The 16,646-nt window shown below is 68.7% G+C and carries 14 protein-coding genes; 7 read left to right on the plus strand and 7 right to left on the minus strand.

All coding sequences use genetic code 11. The annotated features are described in order from the left end of the window. Positions 1–73: 73 nt before the first annotated feature. Genes U9J66_RS07485 through recO form a run of 3 tightly spaced genes read right to left on the minus strand, consistent with a single transcriptional unit; the run spans position 74 to position 2,438 of the window. Complete coding sequence (locus U9J66_RS07485; RefSeq protein ID WP_326337420.1) at positions 74–850, minus strand: SGNH/GDSL hydrolase family protein; 777 nt, start codon at positions 848–850, stop codon at positions 74–76. A gap of 32 nt (positions 851–882) precedes the next feature. Beyond that, entirely contained in the window at positions 883–1,710 is an 828-nt protein-coding gene (locus tag U9J66_RS07490) for an isoprenyl transferase (protein WP_017534175.1), read from the minus strand. Further along, positions 1,707–2,438 (minus strand): DNA repair protein RecO, encoded by a 732-nt coding sequence (gene recO, locus U9J66_RS07495; RefSeq protein WP_014909173.1) that lies wholly within the window; start codon positions 2,436–2,438, stop codon positions 1,707–1,709. The genes U9J66_RS07490 and recO overlap by 4 nt, the downstream gene beginning before the upstream one ends. A gap of 346 nt (positions 2,439–2,784) precedes the next feature. Here recO and U9J66_RS07500 point away from each other — a divergent pair, with 346 nt between their 5' ends. After that, on the plus strand, positions 2,785–3,633 hold the full coding sequence (locus U9J66_RS07500) for a CAP domain-containing protein (RefSeq protein ID WP_326337359.1): 849 nt from the start codon (positions 2,785–2,787) through the stop codon (positions 3,631–3,633). A 71-nt stretch (positions 3,634–3,704) separates the two neighbouring features. Here the strand turns inward: U9J66_RS07500 and leuA are convergent, their stop codons facing one another. Continuing rightward, positions 3,705–5,405: a 2-isopropylmalate synthase gene (gene leuA / locus U9J66_RS07505; RefSeq protein ID WP_014912652.1), complete on the minus strand. Its 1,701-nt coding sequence runs from the start codon at positions 5,403–5,405 to the stop codon at positions 3,705–3,707. 714 nt (positions 5,406–6,119) lie between these two features. On the opposite strand from leuA, the gene U9J66_RS07510 reads away from it, so the two are divergent. After that, positions 6,120–7,391, plus strand: a complete 1,272-nt coding sequence (locus U9J66_RS07510) for a M14 family metallopeptidase (protein ID WP_326337360.1) — start codon at positions 6,120–6,122, stop codon at positions 7,389–7,391. A 159-nt stretch (positions 7,392–7,550) separates the two neighbouring features. On the opposite strand, the gene gcl is transcribed toward U9J66_RS07510, so the two are convergent. The 3 genes from gcl to U9J66_RS07525 form a co-directional block, all read right to left on the minus strand. Further along, on the minus strand, positions 7,551–9,266 hold the full coding sequence (gene gcl, locus U9J66_RS07515) for a glyoxylate carboligase (protein WP_017534177.1): 1,716 nt from the start codon (positions 9,264–9,266) through the stop codon (positions 7,551–7,553). 180 nt (positions 9,267–9,446) lie between these two features. Continuing rightward, positions 9,447–10,430: a 2-hydroxy-3-oxopropionate reductase gene (locus U9J66_RS07520; protein WP_326337421.1), complete on the minus strand. Its 984-nt coding sequence runs from the start codon at positions 10,428–10,430 to the stop codon at positions 9,447–9,449. A gap of 34 nt (positions 10,431–10,464) precedes the next feature. Next, a complete protein-coding gene (locus U9J66_RS07525; protein WP_014908684.1) occupies positions 10,465–11,262 on the minus strand; it encodes a hydroxypyruvate isomerase family protein in 798 nt (265 codons plus the stop codon). Between the two features lie 335 nt (positions 11,263–11,597). Between U9J66_RS07525 and U9J66_RS07530 the strand changes: the two genes are divergently transcribed. From U9J66_RS07530 to U9J66_RS07550, 5 genes are all read left to right on the plus strand, one after another. Then, a complete protein-coding gene (locus U9J66_RS07530; RefSeq protein ID WP_014911918.1) occupies positions 11,598–12,155 on the plus strand; it encodes a 2-oxo-4-hydroxy-4-carboxy-5-ureidoimidazoline decarboxylase in 558 nt (185 codons plus the stop codon). Then, entirely contained in the window at positions 12,152–12,496 is a 345-nt protein-coding gene (gene uraH / locus U9J66_RS07535; RefSeq protein WP_017534178.1) for a hydroxyisourate hydrolase, read from the plus strand. The genes U9J66_RS07530 and uraH overlap by 4 nt, the downstream gene beginning before the upstream one ends. 247 nt (positions 12,497–12,743) lie before the next feature. Beyond that, positions 12,744–13,640, plus strand: a complete 897-nt coding sequence (gene pucL, locus U9J66_RS07540) for a factor-independent urate hydroxylase (protein WP_026124938.1) — start codon at positions 12,744–12,746, stop codon at positions 13,638–13,640. A 369-nt stretch (positions 13,641–14,009) separates the two neighbouring features. Continuing rightward, positions 14,010–15,524 carry a nucleobase:cation symporter-2 family protein gene (locus U9J66_RS07545; protein ID WP_014909479.1) on the plus strand — a complete coding sequence of 505 codons (1,515 nt, stop codon included), beginning with the start codon at positions 14,010–14,012 and terminating at the stop codon, positions 15,522–15,524. A 156-nt stretch (positions 15,525–15,680) separates the two neighbouring features. Further along, complete coding sequence (locus U9J66_RS07550; protein WP_026124939.1) at positions 15,681–16,607, plus strand: LysR family transcriptional regulator; 927 nt, start codon at positions 15,681–15,683, stop codon at positions 16,605–16,607. Positions 16,608–16,646 lie beyond the last annotated feature (39 nt).

The raw sequence follows: 16,646 nt of genomic DNA on the forward strand, positions 1-16,646 counted from the left end.
GTTCGTCACGTTTTGGGGTGGAGCTCACACCACGAACGGTACGGCGGGGGCCGCGTGGAGCGACCCCCGTCCCTCAGCCGAGCGGACCGTCTCCCTCTCCCCCGAACGGCGTGAGCTCGGGCCGCTTGGCGGTCACCGTGTCACCGGAGGAACGTCCGGTCAGCCTGCGCCCGATCCACGGCCCCAGGGAGTCCTTCACCCAGCGCAGGTCCTCACGGCGCGCGTCGGTCCAGCCGACCGTCTCCGCCGTCGGCCAGGGCTCGTCCCAGCGCTCCTCGGTGGGCACACCCAGCACCTCGGCCACCCTCAGCGCCAACCGACGGTGTCCCTCCGGGGACATGTGCAGCCGATCGTCGTCCCAGGCGCGCGGGTCGGTGAGCACGTCCATGGACCACTGGTCGACCAGAAGACAGTCGTGGGCGTCGGCGATCGCGCGCACGTTCATGTAGTAGCGGGCGAACAGCCCGATGGCACCGCGCATATAGCCGGTGGAGACGTTCACCCCGGTGAAGAGGACGACCCGGGCGCCGCCGGCCCGCAGCCGGGCCACGGTGTGCTCCAGCACGCGCGCCAGACGTTCGGGGTCTCCCCCGGGGCGCAGCAGGTCGTTGCCGCCCGCGCACAGGGTGACCAGGTCGGGTGTCATCTCCAACGCCGGCGGGAGCTGGTCGGTGACGATCTGCCGGATGAGCTTGCCGCGCACGGCCAGGTTGGCGTAGCGGATCCCGCCCACGTGGTCGGCCAGATGCCCGGCCACCCGGTCGGCCCAGCCCCGGAAGATCCCGGAGCCGTCCGGATAGGGGTCGCCCACACCCTCGGTGAAGCTGTCCCCCACCGCGACGAACGACATCCCCCGCCGGAGGAGCCCCTCTTCCTCTACCGTCACTTCTTCTCCCCCTCGACCGGGTTGGGCACGGCACCGCCGTAACGACGGTCCCGGCTCGCGTAGATCTCACAGGCCCGCCACAGGTCGCGGCGGTCGAAGTCGGGCCAGAGCGTCTCCAGGAAGACGAACTCGGCGTAGGCGGACTGCCACAGGAGGAAGTTGGACAGCCGCTGCTCCCCCGAGGAGCGCACGAACAGGTCGACCGGGGGGACCTCGGGAGAGTAGAGGTGGCGGGCGAGGAGGTCCTCGTTGATCTTCTCCGGAGAGATGAGCCCCTCGGCGGCCTGACGGGCCAACTCGCGGGCGGCGTCGACGATCTCGGCCTGGCCTCCGTAGTTCACGCAGAACTGGAGGGTGAGCGCCGTGTTGTCCTTGGTCAGCTCCTCGGCGTCCTCCAGCTCCTTGATGACGCTCTTCCAGAGCATCCCCGGGCGGCCGGACCAGGTGACGCGCACACCGCGGGCGTGCAGCTCGTCGCGCCTGCGGCGGATGACGTCACGGTTGAAACCGAGGAGGAAGCGCACCTCGTCGGGGGATCGCTTCCAGTTCTCCGTGGAGAAGGCGTAGGCGGACAGGTGGGGGATCCCCATCTCCAGAGCGCCCTCGATGACGTCGAAGAGGGAGGACTCCCCCGCCTTGTGGCCCTCGGTGCGCGGTAGACCGCGTTCCTTGGCCCATCGGCCGTTGCCGTCCATGACCACGGCGACGTGTCGGGGCACCAGCTCGGCCGGCAACGCCGGGGGACGCGCGCCGTCGGGGTGCGGGACGGGAGCCGTGTACTCCTGTCGACTCCGCCTGCCGTTGTCGAAGTTGAACAGACTCAAGAACGCTCCACATGCCGCAGTGATCGGATTCCGTTCTCCAGGTGCCATTGCAGGTAGGCGGCGACCATCCCGCTGCACTCGGAGCGATGCCCGCCCTCGCTGGCGTCCGCGCTGTCCCAGTCTCCGCCCAGCAGGGCCGCCATCAGGCGGATCGTGTCGGGTGAGGGGTACACGGAGCCGTGGGGACGGCACACCGAGCAGACCATACCGCCGGCGTGCACCGCGAAGGCACGGTGCTCCCCAGGGCTTCCACACCGGGCGCACTCGACCAGGGCCGGAGCGTACCCGGCCACGGCCAGGGTCCGCAGCAGGTAGGCGTCCAGGATCAGCCTGGAGTCGTGCACGCCCTCGCCCAGCGTACGCAGGGCTCCGATGAGCAGGAGGAACTGGCGCAGCGCCGGGTCCTTCTCCACCGCGACGACCTTCTCCGCGGTCTCCAGCATCGCGGTGGCGGCCGTGTAACGGGAGTAGTCGTGGACCACGGCGGCCCCGTAGGAACGCACGGTCTCGGCCTGGGTGATGACGTCGAGGGTGCGCCCGGTGTGCAACTGGACGTCGACGTGGGTACACGGCTCCAGGCGGGCGCCGAAGCGCGATCTGGTCCGGCGCACCCCCTTGCCGACGGCGCGCACCAGGCCGGTGCGTCGGGTCAGGAGGGTGATGATGCGGTCGGCCTCGCCCAGCTTCTGGTTGCGCAGGACGACACCCTCGTCACGGTAGAGGCTCACCCTTCCATTGTCGCGGATGTCCCGACCTCTCCGACGACTCCCGCCACTCTGATCAGCTTTATTACGTTTTGGATTCCCTTTTCCCTACATTTGCTCTACTCTCACGCGCTAGGAGTCCGACGACCAGGGCACGCCGCCCTTCCCCCGCGGCGTACGCGGCCCATGAACCGCGGAAGACCCCCTCGGACTCCCGGTCACCGAAGCCACACGTGGCCGTGGGCACGGGAGGAGTCCTCCCGGGGAGGGACACTCCCCGGTCGGCGCCAACCCCGTCGGGCCCTCCGTCCCGACCACCCCGCAGGGGTGCCCGCACGATTCCCCATCCCGGCACGGAAGGTGCAGCGATATGGCGCGAGGTCGCCGAGGCAGACGCAGGAAGAGCCCTCGTGAACAGGAGGCGGCTTCTCGTGAGGGCCACCCGGAACGACGCCGGAGAGGCCGCGCCCTGCCCTTGGTGGCGGGTGTGGCGGCGGTACCCATCGGTCTGACCCTGGCCGGGGCGTTGATCCTGCACGGGGTCGGGGACGAGACCGGCCCCGCCGACGGTTCGCCCACCCTCGGGGCGTCCGGTGAGGGGGTCGCCGACGACTCCATGGTCCCCGGCGCCGAAGAGGACGACGACTTCTTCGTCGAGCCCACCGCCTCGCCCGAGCGCGACGGCCCCGGCGGCGACAGCGGCCCGCGGAGCGACCAGGCCACCGCCTCCTACTCCCCCGAGGACACCGCTGAGAGCTCCGACCGTCCGAACTCCGACGAGGACGGCGGAGGCGACGACGGAGGCGGCACGAACGGTGGAGGTGGGAACGGAGACGAGACCCCGACCTCGTCCGGCCCCCGGGCCAGCGCCGTGGTGAACCTGGTCAACGAGGAACGCGCCGCCCAGGGCTGCGACCCGGTGCACGTGGACGGCCGGCTCACCGCCGCCGCCCAGGAGCACAGCGAGGACATGGCCGCCCGCGACTACATGGCGCACGACAACCCCGACGGAGAGGGGCCCGGCGATCGGGCCCGACGTCACGGCTACTCCTCCTGGGGCGCGGAGAACGTCGCCAAGGGCCAGAGCAGCGCGGAGCAGGTGATGGAGGCCTGGATGAACAGCCCCGGCCACCGCGCCAACATCCTCAACTGCGATCTGACCGCCATCGGTGTCGGCGAGGCGTCCAACGCCTGGACCCAGAAGTTCGGCTACGAGTAGCCCGCGGGCCTTCCGAACGCACGAGGGCGGGCCCGGGACCGTGTCGGTCCCGGGCCCGCCCTCGTCTCGGATCAGGCGCGGCCGATGGCGCTGCACATGGCGCGCAGGGAGGCCGTGGTGATGCTGCTGTGGATGCCCACGCCCCACACCACGCGACCGTCGATCTCGGCCTCCACGTAGGCGGCGGCGCGGGCGTTGCCGTCCTCGCCCATGGAGTGCTCGATGTAGTCGATGACCCGGACCTTGACGTCCACCTCGGTCAGGGCGTCGGCGAAGGCGGAGATGGGACCGTTGCCGGTACCGGACAGCTCTCGCACCTCGCCGTTGACGCGGGTGTCGGCCTCGATCCGGTAGGTGCCGTCCTCCGCGGTGCTGGAGCGGTGCGCCAGCACCGACACCGGGCCGGTCTCGGACAGGTAGGTCTTGGAGAAGATCTCCCAGATGCGGTCGGCCGGGAACTCGCCGCCCTCGGCGTCGGTGAACTGCTGGATGACCTGGGAGAACTCGATCTGCAGACGGCGCGGCAGGTCCAGGGAGTGGTCCCGCTGCATGATGTAGGAGACGCCGCCCTTGCCGGACTGGCTGTTGACCCGGATGACCGCCTCGTAGTTGCGGCCTACGTCCTTGGGGTCGATCGGCAGGTAGGGCACGTCCCACGGGTAGGCCTCGACCGGGGTACCGGCCTCGGCCGCGCGGGCGTTCAGGTCGTCGAAGCCCTTCTTGATGGCGTCCTGGTGAGAGCCGGAGAAGGCCGTGTAGACCAGGTCGCCGCCGTAGGGGTGGCGCGGGGCGACCGGCAGCTGGGTGCAGTGCTCGACCGTGCGACGGATCTCGTCGATGTCGGAGAAGTCGATCTCGGGGTCCACGCCCTGGCTGAACAGGTTCAGGCCCAGGGTGACCAGGCAGACGTTGCCGGTGCGCTCGCCGTGCCCGAACAGGCAGCCCTCGACCCGGTCGGCGCCGGCCATGACCGCCAGTTCGGCGGAGGCCACCCCGGTGCCGCGGTCGTTGTGCGGGTGCACGGACAGGACCACGTGCTCGCGCCGGGACAGGTTGCGGCTCATCCACTCGATCTGGTCGGCGTAGACGTTGGGGGTGGCGCGCTCGACGGTCGCCGGCAGGTTCAGGATGATCTCGCGACCGGGGCCGGGCCGCCACACGTCCATGACGGCCTCGCAGACCTCCAGGGCGAAGTCCAGCTCGGTGTCGATGAAGATCTCCGGCGAGTACTCGTAGCCGAAGTACTCGGTCTCGCCCAGATACCGCTCGGCGAAGCGCACGACGTGCCGGGTGCCCTCGACGGCGATGTTCTTGCAGGCCTCACGGTCGACCTTGAAGACCACGCGGCGGAAGGTGGGCGCGGTGGCGTTGTACAGGTGGACGGTGGAGCGCTTGGCGCCGACCAGACTCTGCACGGTGCGCTCGATCAGGTCCTCGCGGGCCTGGGTCAGGACGGAGATCTGGACGTCGTCGGGGATCAGGTCCTCTTCGATCAGGGACCGGACGAAGTCGAAGTCGGTCTGGCTCGCGGCGGGGAAGCCGACCTCGATCTCCTTGTAGCCCATCCCGACCAGCAGCTCGAACATCTCGCGCTTGCGGGCCGGGTCCATCGGCTCGATCAGCGCCTGGTTGCCGTCGCGCAGGTCGGTGGACAGCCAGCGGGGGGCCTTGGTGATCGTCTTGGAGGGCCAGGTGCGGTCCGGCAGGTCCACCGGCGTGAAGGCCTGGTAGCGCTGGAACGGCATGGGGCTGGACTTCTGCTGCGGCACCATAACGGTGTTGCTCCTCGGAGAGAGTGTGGCACGTGATGACGTGGTCGACACGGCAAGCCGAAGTCCCGCGGCGAGGGGGCCGACCGTCTAACGATCCCCGCCGCGGCCACTAAGGAGGAGCAGCACGCGCAGCATAACGATCGTCACGCTAGCAGACGTCCACGAGAATTCGATACTCGACGCTCACATAGTGAGATCATGCGGCCATGACCTGGGACGTTTCCACCGTCTCGTGACGATTTAAACCGATCTGCCGACATGGGTAACTCGACTTCAAGATATAGCCCTCGAAGGGTTACCCTTGGGGGGAACCCTTCAGTGCTAGGGGGGTCATACGGAGTCCGTCGGCGGGACCCAGGGTGCGGCCAACACCCGGGCCCGCTCGCTCACGCCGATCAAGACACGTAAGCCGTGCCGACGCAGGGCCGGTACCGCCGACGGACATCCTCAGCCATACGAACCCGCGCCCCGAGATCACACGATCCGGGGCGCTCGTCGTGTCCGCGCACGGGATCCCCCGAGAGACCCGATACCGTATGGCCGCATGTGGACACGGAGCGTATCCGCACGCTCCTCCGGAAAGCGGGCTTCACGTGCGGAGAACCCTAAACAGGACGATCCCCCACACCCCCCGCCCGTGTTGACATCCCACCTCGGGACGATCTCCAATACCGCCACGTGTTCGAAGCCTCACACCCCGCTCATGGAGGCGACGTGAAGATCCCGACCCCCACACCCCTTCGAAGAACCCTCGTCCCCGTCTCCGTCGGCGCCCTGCTCCTGGGCGGCCTGGTCACGGGAAGCGCGAACGCCGAACCCGCCTACGGTCTCTACGAGATCGACGGGGTCGCCACCGCGCAGGAACGCACCGAGATCGCCGATACCGGCGTGGCGATCGACCACGTCGGAGACGACTCCGTCCTGATCACCGGCTCGTCGAGCGAGATCGCCGAACTCGACGCGCTCGGCTACACCGCCGAACCCCTGTCCCTCCCGGAGACCTACGCCTCCCCCGACCCGGGGTACACCACCTATCCGGAACTGTTGGAGATCATCGACGAGGTGGTCGAGAACAACCCCGACATCGCCGCCCAGGAGGTGTACGGCAGCTCCTACGAGGGCCAGGACCTGGTCGCGATCAAGATCAGCGGCGACGTCTCCACCGACCAGGACCTGCCCGAGGTCCTGTTCACCCACTCCCAGCACGCGCGGGAGCATCTGACCGTGGAGATGGCGATCCACCTGATGCGCCTGTTCACCGAGGGCTACGGCGAGGATCCGCGGATCACCGAGCTGGTCGACGGACGAGAGATCTGGATCCTGCCCAACGTCAACCCGGACGGCAGTGAGTACGACATGGCCGGGGACACCTGGCGGGACTGGCGCAAGAACCGCCAGCCCAATGAGGGCTCCTCGTCGGTCGGTACCGACCTGAACCGCAACTGGGCCTACAACTGGGGCTGCTGCGGCGGCGCCTCCGACAACCCCGACAGCATCACCTACCGGGGCCCCGAGGCCGAGTCGGCCCCCGAGGTCCGGGCCGTCGCCGACTTCGTGCGCGGCCGTGTGGTCGACGGCGAACAGCAGATCACCACGGCCATCGACTTCCACACCTTCAGCGAACTCATCCTGTGGCCGTTCGGATACACCTACGACGAGGTCACCGACGGGATGACACGGGAGGAGTACGACACCCACCGGGCCCTGGGCGAGTACATGGCCGAGGCCAACGGGTACACGCCCCAACAGTCCAGTGATCTGTACGTCACGGACGGATCCATCAACGACTGGCTGTGGGCCGACCAGAACATCGTCAACTTCACCTACGAGATGTACCCGAAGAGCCTCTCCGACGGCGGCTTCTATCCGCCCTCGTCGGTGATCGAACGCGAGACGGCCCGCAACGAGGAGGCCGTGCTCCGACTTCTCGACTACGCCGACTGCCCCTACCGGATCATCGGCGAAGAGGCCGCCTACTGCGGCTGACCCCTCTGTCTCAGAGGCCCGGGGCATGACGGAGGGGCGACGGTGTGCCAGCGAAGAACACCGTCGCCCCTCTGGGGCCTCCTCCTGCCGGTCTCGGAGGAGGCCGGACCATGGGGCCGGGGTGCAGGTCCAGCCCCATGGTGGTTCAGTGGATCGGGATCAGGCCTCCGGCAGCGGCTCGAACTCCTTGACCGCGTCGATGGCCGGGCCGTGCGGCGTGTTGGCCTCGCGCTCGATCATGATCTCGACCAACACCGGACGAGAGGTGGCCTTGGCCTCCTTGCGGGCCCACTCCAGGCTGTCCCGGATCTCGGAGGGCTCCCAGACGCGACGCCCGGAGCAGCCGTAGGCCTCCATGAGCTTGACGTTGTCGGTGCCGTACTCGTCGTAGTGGATGTCCACCTGGTAGTTCATGTCGAACGGGATCGACGCCTGACGGATCAGGCCCAGGTACTCGTTGTTGAGCATGATGATGACGTAGGGAACGTCGTACTGGGCGGCGACGGCCAGTTCCTCGACCATGTACTGGAATCCGTAGTCGCCGACGATGCCCACGACCTCGGCGTCGGGGTCGGTGTTCTTGAGCGCCTTCTTGACACCGATGGCGGCGGGGATCTCCCAGCCGAGCGGGCCGGCCTGACCACAGATCTGGTAGTGGCGCGGCTTGTAGGCCTTCTGGTGCTGGCCGCCCCAGATCTGGTAGAGGCCGATCGCGGTGACGAAGTAGGTGTCCTCGTCGAAGACCTCGTTGATCTCCTTGTAGACGCGCGGCGCCTTGACCGGGACGCTGTCGAAGTCCTCACGACGGGTCAGGGTGGTCTTGAGCTCTCCGACGCGGGAGATCCACGACTCGACCCGAGCCTTGGCGTTCCGGCGCTTGGCGGCGTTCAGCAGTTCCTGGAGGAACAGCTTGGCGTCGGAGACCACGCCCAGGTCCGGCTCGAAGACACGGCCGATCTGGGTGGCCTCGATGTCGACGTGGATGAACTTGCGCTCACCGCGGTAGACGTCGATCTGGCCGGTGTGGCGGTCGGCGAAGCGCGCGCCCACGGCCAGGACCAGGTCCGACTCCAGGAAGGAGGCGTTGCCGTAGCGCTGGGAGGTCTGGACACCGGTCATACCGGAGTACAGCGGGGAGTCCTCGTCGAAGGAACCCTTGCCCATGAGGGTGACCTGGACGGGCACCTGGAGGTAGTCGGCGAGCTCGCGCAGCTCGTCGGAGGCCTCGGCCAGGATCACGCCGCCGCCGGCGAGGATGAGCGGACGCTCGGCCTCCAGCAGCAGGTCGAGGGCCTTCTCGACGCGGGGCAGGTGCGGCTCGACCGTGTTGATCTTGAGCGCGGCGTCCAGCTCGGGGTCGTACTCGATGACCTGCTGGGCGACGTCCAGCGGAATGTCGATCAGGACGGGGCCGGGACGACCCTCCTGGGCGATCCGGAAGGCCTCGCGGAAGATCCACGGAGCGGTCGCGGCCTCCTTGATCTGGACGGCCCACTTGGTGACGGGCTTGGCGATCTCGACGATGTCGACCGCCTGGAAGCCCTCCTTGTCGAGCAGGTCGGTGCGCTGCTGACCGGTGATGCACACGATCGGGACCGAGTCCGCGATGGCGGTGTACAGACCGGTGATCATGTTGGTGCCGGCGGGACCGGAGGTACCGATCGCCACACCGACCTTGCCGGTGGTGCGCGACCAACCGTCGGCCATGTGGGTGGCGCCCTCTTCGTGGCGGACGGTCAGGTGCTCGATGCCGCCGACGTCCTCCATCGCCTTGTAGAGCGGCAGGATCGCCGCGCCGGGGCAGCCGAAGGCGGTGTCGACGCCTTCGTCCTTGAGGACCTCCACGACCGCGTTCATCGCGGGCATTTTCGCCATGGGTGCGAACCCTTCAGTGCTGGGGTGTCCGGTGCGCCGGGGACGACCGTGTTCGATCGGTCGCCCCCGGCCCGGGGAAACAGGTGCCAGGGGTGGGGCGGCGTGTTCGCCGGCCTCCCGGGTGGGCCAACACCCGGGGGCGAGACGACGCCCCGGTCATACGGTGTGCGGTCGCGGTGACTACTCGCCGCGGCCGGAGAGCTGCTCGACGATCTTGAGGAGCGCCGAGTGGTCGAGGCCGCCGTGCCCCTGGTTCTTGAGCGCGGCGACGTTCTGGGCGACCTGGGCACCGAGCGGCACCGCTACGCCGGCGGCGTGGGCGGAGTCGGTGACGATGCGCATGTCCTTGTCGTGCAGGGCGATCCGGAAGCCCGGGGTGAAGTTGCGCTCGCGCATCCCCTTGCCCTTGCGCTGGAGGACGGTGCTGCCGGCGAGACCGCCGCCGAGGACCTCCAGGCCGGACTCGGTGTCCACACCGTGGGCCTCCAGGAACACCAGGGCCTCGGCGAGGAGCTGGATGTTGCCGGCCACGATGAGCTGGTTGGCGGCCTTGACCGTCTGACCGGAGCCGCTGGGGCCGACCAGGACGGGGGTGGTGCCCAGGACGTCGAAGACCGGACGGGCCGCGTCGAAGTCCTCCTGGGAACCGCCGACCATGATCGAGAGCTTGGCCTCGATGGCACCGGCCTCGCCGCCGCTGACCGGGGCGTCCAGGACACGGAAGCCGCGCTCGGCGCCGATGCCGGCGACGGAACGGGCGACGTCCGGGCGGATCGTGCTCATGTCGATGACGAGCGTGCCGGGCTTGGCGTTCTCGAAGACGCCGCCCTCACCGGCCAGCACGGCCTCGACGTCCGGGGAGTCCGGGACCATCGTGATGACGACCTCGGCGTCGGCCACGGCCTCGGCGATGCTGCCACCGCGCAGACCGCCCTCGGCGACCAGGGAGTCGACACGCTGGGGGCTGCGGTTGAAGCCGGTGACGGTGTGACCGGCGCGGACGAGGTTGACGGCCATGGGCAGACCCATGATGCCGAGGCCGATGAAGGCGATCTTCTTCGCGGACATGGCGGAGTCCTTGTCTGTCTGTCGGTACGCCCGGTGGCGTGTCTCGCACCGGACTCTGTGTGGCTTGGAAGCCTCGGGTACACCGGATCTTCGCAGTGCACCCGAGGCGGTCGGGCGGCCGGGCCGCGCGTCAGCGCAGCCAGCCGAAGCTCTCGGTGGTGGGGACGGTGGGCTTGTACTCCAGGCCCACCAGGCCCTGGTAGCCGCCGGCCTGGGAGGCGCTCAGCAGCTCGTCGATGGCGAGGTCGCCGGTGCCGGGCTCGCCGCGGCCGGGGGCGTCGGCGATCTGGATGTGACCGAAGGACGCGGCGTGCTCACGGACCACGGCGGCGACGTCGTCGCCGTTGACGGCCAGGTGGAAGAAGTCGGCGAGGAGCGCGACGTTCGCGGCGCCGGCCTCCTTGGCCTTGGCGACGAAGGCGAGCCCTTCCTCGGCGGTCTTGAAGGGGTAGTCCTCGGAGCCGCTGATCGGCTCGATGAGGACGGTGCCGCCGACCTTGGCGACGCCTTCGGCCGCGGCGAGGGTGTTCTCCAGGGCGATCCGGTCCTGCTCGGCCGGGTCGACGCCCTCCTGCCGCAGGCCGTAGAGGGCGTTGAAGCCGGTGGTCCCGGTGCGCTCGGCGATACCGACGACCACGTCGATGTTGGCGCGGAACTCGGCGGCGCGGTCGGGGTGGGAGAGCACGCCGCGGTCCGGACCCGGGAGCCGGCCGGCGAAGAAGTTCAGGCCGGTGAGTCGGACGTCCGCCTTCTCGATGGCACCGACGAAGGCGTCGACCTCGGCCTGAGCGGGCGTGGCGCTCTCGAAGGGCCACCAGAACTCGACGGCGTGGAAGCCCGCGTCCCGTGCGGCCTGGGGGCGCTCGTTGACGGGGAGCTCGGTGAACAGCAGGGAGCAGTTCACCGTGTACCCGAGTGTGTGGCTCATGCGTTGCCTCCAGCAGCTACTTCCACATTGCGGAAATCAGATTTCGCTTTAAGGAATGATCCGAGTGTGCGCTGAGCCACCGCCCCTTGTCAACCACTCCGGTCCGCTCACTTTGAACGGAGTGTGACCTCATGTGCCCCAAGCGCACCACCAGCCTCGGAAGCCGACGTGAACTTCACTACTTCTTGCGCCGAGGTCACAGATTTCGGAGTTTTTCGCAGGATGCCCCTTGCGAGTGTTGACAAGGTCACACTGGCATGAACTAGAGTCCCCCCAATCCGTAATACGGAATCCGCAATCTGCTCTACGAAATGCACGGAGCCACGGGAGTACACATGCCCGAGACCACCCCGGACGCGTCGGGGGCGGCCGTCCCCGACCCGGGACTGGCCCGCCTGAACCGGCTGTCCAAGGAGGAGCTGCGCACCGAACTCGCGCAGTGCCTCAACGTGGACCGCTGGGTGGAGGCGCTCGCCTCCGAAGCGCCCTTCGCCGACAGGGAGACCCTGCTCGCCAGTGCCGACGGGCACGCCCGAGCGATCACCTCCGAAGAGGCCGCCACCGCCCTGGCCCGCCACCCCCGCATCGGGGAGAAGGCCGAGGGCGAGGACACCGAGTCCGCGTGGTCGCGCGGTGAACAGTCCGCGTTCGCGGCCGACACCGACGACGCCTCCGCTCGTGTCCAGCGGATCTTCACCTTCGCCCAGGGCGAGTACGAAGGCCGCTTCGGCCAGATCTACCTCGTCTGCGCGAGCGGACGGACCGGCCGCGAACTCCTCGCCGACCTGGTCGCCCGTCTGGACAACGACACCGAGACCGAACTCTCCGTCGTCGGCGAGGAACTGCGCAAGATCGCCGGGCTGCGCCTGGTCAAACTCCTGGAGGCAGCATGAGCCACGTGACCACACACGTCCTCGACGCCGCGCTGGGCAGCCCCGCCCGCGACGTCCCCGTCCGCCTGGAGGCCGCCGCCGACCGCGAGCGCACCTCGTGGAAGCCGGTCGCCGAGGGCCGCACCAACGATGACGGCCGTGTCCCCGACTTCGGACCCGAGCGGCTTCAGGCCGGGTACTACCGGGTCGTGTTCGACACCGAGGCCTACTTCACCGCGACCGGACAGAAGGGGTTCTACCCCGAGGTCACCATCGTGTTCGACCTCGCCGACGAGGACTCGCACTACCACGTGCCGCTCCTCCTGAGCCCGTTCGCCTACTCGACCTACCGGGGCTCCTAGCGGTACGGACGCCCCACGGGACCTGGCTCACCCCGTGACCGGCGTCCTCCCGCCCCGGTGAAAGCGACATCCGGACCAAGGAGGAGATCCAGGCAGAACACCCGACCCCAGTCCCCCCACATCTTCGAGTGCGTGACAGGTCCTTCCGCATGACCACAGCGGTCCTCCCTCATACGCACACTGCGCAGGCCGAGGCACATGGCGGCGCAAGCGATGAAAAGAATCCACATGGATGGAGTTCACCCTGATGGGCATCAAGCTCGGAGACAACCAGTACGGCAAGGCCGAGGTCCGTCTCGTCCACATCAACCGCGACACCGACGTCCACCGGATCAAGGACGTCAACGTCACCTCCCAGCTCCGCGGGGACCTGGAGGAAGTCCACACCATCGGTGACAACGGCACGTGTCTGCCGACCGACACCCAGAAGAACACCGTCTACGCCAAGGCCCGCGAGTGGGGCGGCGTCGGCGCGATCGAGGACTTCGCCCTGCGTCTGGCCCGCCACTTCGTGGACGAGCACGACTACGTGCACGGCGCCCGCCAGGAGATCGAGGAGTACTCCTGGGACCGGATCGACACCTCCAGCGGCCCGCACGACCACGCGTTCTCCCGCAACGGCGCCGAGACCCGCAACACCATCGTCAACAAGGACGGTGACAAGGAGTGGGTGGTCTCCGGATTCGAGGGCCTGACCGTCCTCAAGTCCACCGGCTCGGAGTTCCACGGCTTCCCCAAGACCCGGTACACGACTCTTCAGGAGACCACCGACCGGATCCTGGCCACCGACGTCGCCGCCCGCTGGCGCTACGTCGGCACCGACCACGACTTCGACAAGACCTACGCCTCCGTGCGCGCGCTGTGCCTCGAGGCCTTCGCCGAGACCCACAGCCTCGCCCTCCAGCAGACGCTGTACGCGATGGGCAAGGCCGTCCTGGAGGCCCACCCGGAGATCGCGGAGATCCGCTTCTCCATGCCCAACAAGCACCACTTCCTCGTGGACCTGTCCTCGTTCGACCTGGACAACCCGAACGAGGTCTTCTTCGCCGCCGACCGGCCCTACGGCAAGATCGAGGCCGTCGTCCAGCGTGACGACGCCCCCGAGGCCGGCGACGCCTGGAAGACCGTCCCGGGCTTCCTCTAAAGGACCCGTTCAGGGCACGTTCCCTCCCGGACCCCGCCGCGCGGGACCGAGGACCGAACGTCCCCCGTGGAACGGGCCGACACCCGTTCCACACCTTCCTACTCCGGGGCCCGCGCGTGCGGCCGGGCCCCGGCTCCCGAACCGGAGTACACCTCCACGACCGAGGCCTGTCCCTCCTCGTGCGACACGCGTGTCCCGCCCGGGATCAATATCCGAGGTTCTCCTCGCCTGCCCGTCTTCATGGGCCCCACCGACCTCCGTCGTACTTCTTGAATCGGGTGTACCGAGGTCGGCGCGACATCAACGGATCCCCCGAATCCGAACCCAGGTCATCCCCTGACCGCCGATCGCAAAGGCTGGAAACTGGCCATGTCGAACAGTCCGTCCGCGAAGGACTCGGCCACAACAACCGCCACGACCCCCGCTCGCCCCGAGGACGAGAAGCTGCCCGCGCGGCTTCTGCTCGTCTACGGACTCCAGCACATTCTCACCATGTACGCCGGTGCGGTGGCACCGGCACTCGTAGTAGGCGCCGCCGCTGGGCTCGCGAACGACCCCGCCGCCATGGGAATCCTCGTCAGCGGTGCGCTTCTCGTGGCGGGTATCGCCACTCTTCTCCAGACCGTGGGACACCGCCGACTCGGCGCGCAGCTGCCGATCGTGGTCGGCACCTCCTTCGTCCCCGTCAGCGCCATCACCGCCCTGGCCGCCGGTCAGGGCGGTGAGAACCTGCCCATCGCCTTCGGCGCCTCGATGGCCGCCGGTGTCTTCGGGCTCATCCTGACCCCCTTCTTCGGTCAGCTCATCCGCTTCTTCCCCCCGATCGTCACCGGAACGATCATCACCGTGATCGGCATCAGCCTGATGCCGGTGGCCGCCCGCTGGATCATGGACGGGTCGACCACCACGTTCAACGGTGAGCAGGTCGACGCCGCTCCGATGGCCAACCTGGGTCTGGCCGGCCTGACCCTCGCCGTCATCCTCATCGGTTCTCGGCTCTTCCCGGGCATCTGGGGTCGTCTGTCGATCCTTCTCGGTCTGCTCGTCGGCACCCTCGTCTCGATCCCGCTGGGAATGGCCGACTTCAGCCGTGTCGGCGAGGCCGACATCGTGTTCAACCCGGCCTCGGTGTTCTACTTCGGTGCCCCGCAGTTCCAGGTCACCGCGATCATCACCATGTGCATCATCATGCTGGTGGTGCTCACCGAGGGCGCCTCCCACATCATCGCGGTCGGTGAGATCACCGGCACCAAGATCGACGCCAAGCGCATCTCGGCCGGTCTGCGCGCCGACGTGAGCGGTTCGATCATCGGTCCGATCTTCAGCGCCACCCCGACCAGCTCCTTCGCCCAGAACATCGGTCTGCTGGCCCTGACCGGTATCCGCAGCCGCTACGTGGTCGCCACCGGCGCCGCCATCCTTCTCGCCCTGGGCATGTTCCCCGTGCTCGGTGGCGTGATGGCCGCCATCCCGACCCCCGTGCTGGGCGGTGCCGGTCTGGTGCTGTTCGGCAGCGTCGCCTCCAGCGGTGTGAAGACGCTGGCCAAGGTGGACTTCACCAACAACCTCAACCTGATCCTGGTGGCGTCCTCGATCGGTGTGGCCATCATCCCGCTGGCCTACCCGACCTTCTACGCCTTCCTGCCCGAGTCGGTCGAGCTCATCGCCCACTCGGGCATCATCGGTGCCGCGATCGTGTCGATCCTGTTGAACATCTGCTTCAACGTGATCGGTCGACCGGCCTCCGGTACGCCCGCCGACATCGACCAGGCCGACATCGGTACCGCCGGCCCCGGTGAGGCCAAGTACACCGATCAAGCCGGAGCCACCTACCGGAGCAGCGACTCCGACCGCCCCGAGGCCGACCGGACCCCCGGCCGGTAGACCGAGAACGTCCGGGCGGCGAACCCGCCCGGACCTTCGGGGCCTCCCCCTCTCATGGCGGGCGCACGGTGACCGTGCGCCCGCCCTTCGTTCTCGGAACCGTTTCGAGCACGCCACCGAATCCGTTAAGCGGAGGTGAATGGTATGTCTGTGAAGATGACCGACTGGGATCTGCGCAAACTCCGTGTGCTCCGCACCCTCCAGGAGCTCGGCACCGTCCGGGCCACCGCCGAGGCCCTGTCCATGACCCCCTCCGCCGTCTCCCAGCAGCTCTCCTCCCTGTCCCAACAGGTGGGCGTGGCCCTGCTGGAGGCGCACGGTCGGCGGGTCCGGCTGACCGACGCCGCCCACGTGCTGCTGCGCCACACCGACGTGGTCCTGGCACAGTTGGAGCGGGCCGAGGCCGAACTCGACGGGTTCGTGCGGGGCGAGGCCGGACGGGTCCGGATCGGGGCCTTCGCCACCGCCATCCCGACCCTGGTGGTCCCGACCCTGAAGATCCTGCGGCGTACCCGCCCGGATCTGCGCACCCGGGTGCACCAGGCCGACGCCGCCGAGGTGTACGAACTGTTGGCCGCGGGTGAGATCGACATCGGTCTGTCGCTGGCCGCCCAGGCCCCCAGTGACCAGGATGGACGCTACGAGCGCGGCGAGCTTCTCGCCGACCCCCTGGACGTGGCGTTGCCCGTCCAGCACCGGCTGGCCTCGGCCCCGGCGTTGGGTCTGCGCGACCTGGCCGACGAACCGTGGATCTACGGGGCGTCGGGGCCGTGGCGGGACATCACCATCGCCGCCTGCGCGCAGGCCGGTTTCGTTCCGGAACAGGGGCACGTGGCCTCGGACTGGCGGGCCATCCTCGACATGGTCGCCGCCGGGCTGGGCGTGGCCCTCATCCCCCGCCTGGCCGCGGCGGCCGACACACCGGAGGTGGCCCTGCGCACCCCCCAGATCGACCAGCCGCGCCGTCACGTGGTCTGGGCCGTGCGGGCCGGGGCGGGGCAGCGACCACAGATCGAGGCGACGCTTCGGGCCCTGGCCGAGACCGCGTCGACCCTGCGAGCCGCGAATGTTCAGTCCAGGTGAACGTAATGATCATAAACTTTCGCTGGAATTAACCGGTTT

The sequence above is a fragment of the Nocardiopsis sp. LDBS1602 genome, assembly GCF_035818715.1.
Taxonomy (GTDB): domain Bacteria; phylum Actinomycetota; class Actinomycetes; order Streptosporangiales; family Streptosporangiaceae; genus Nocardiopsis; species Nocardiopsis alba.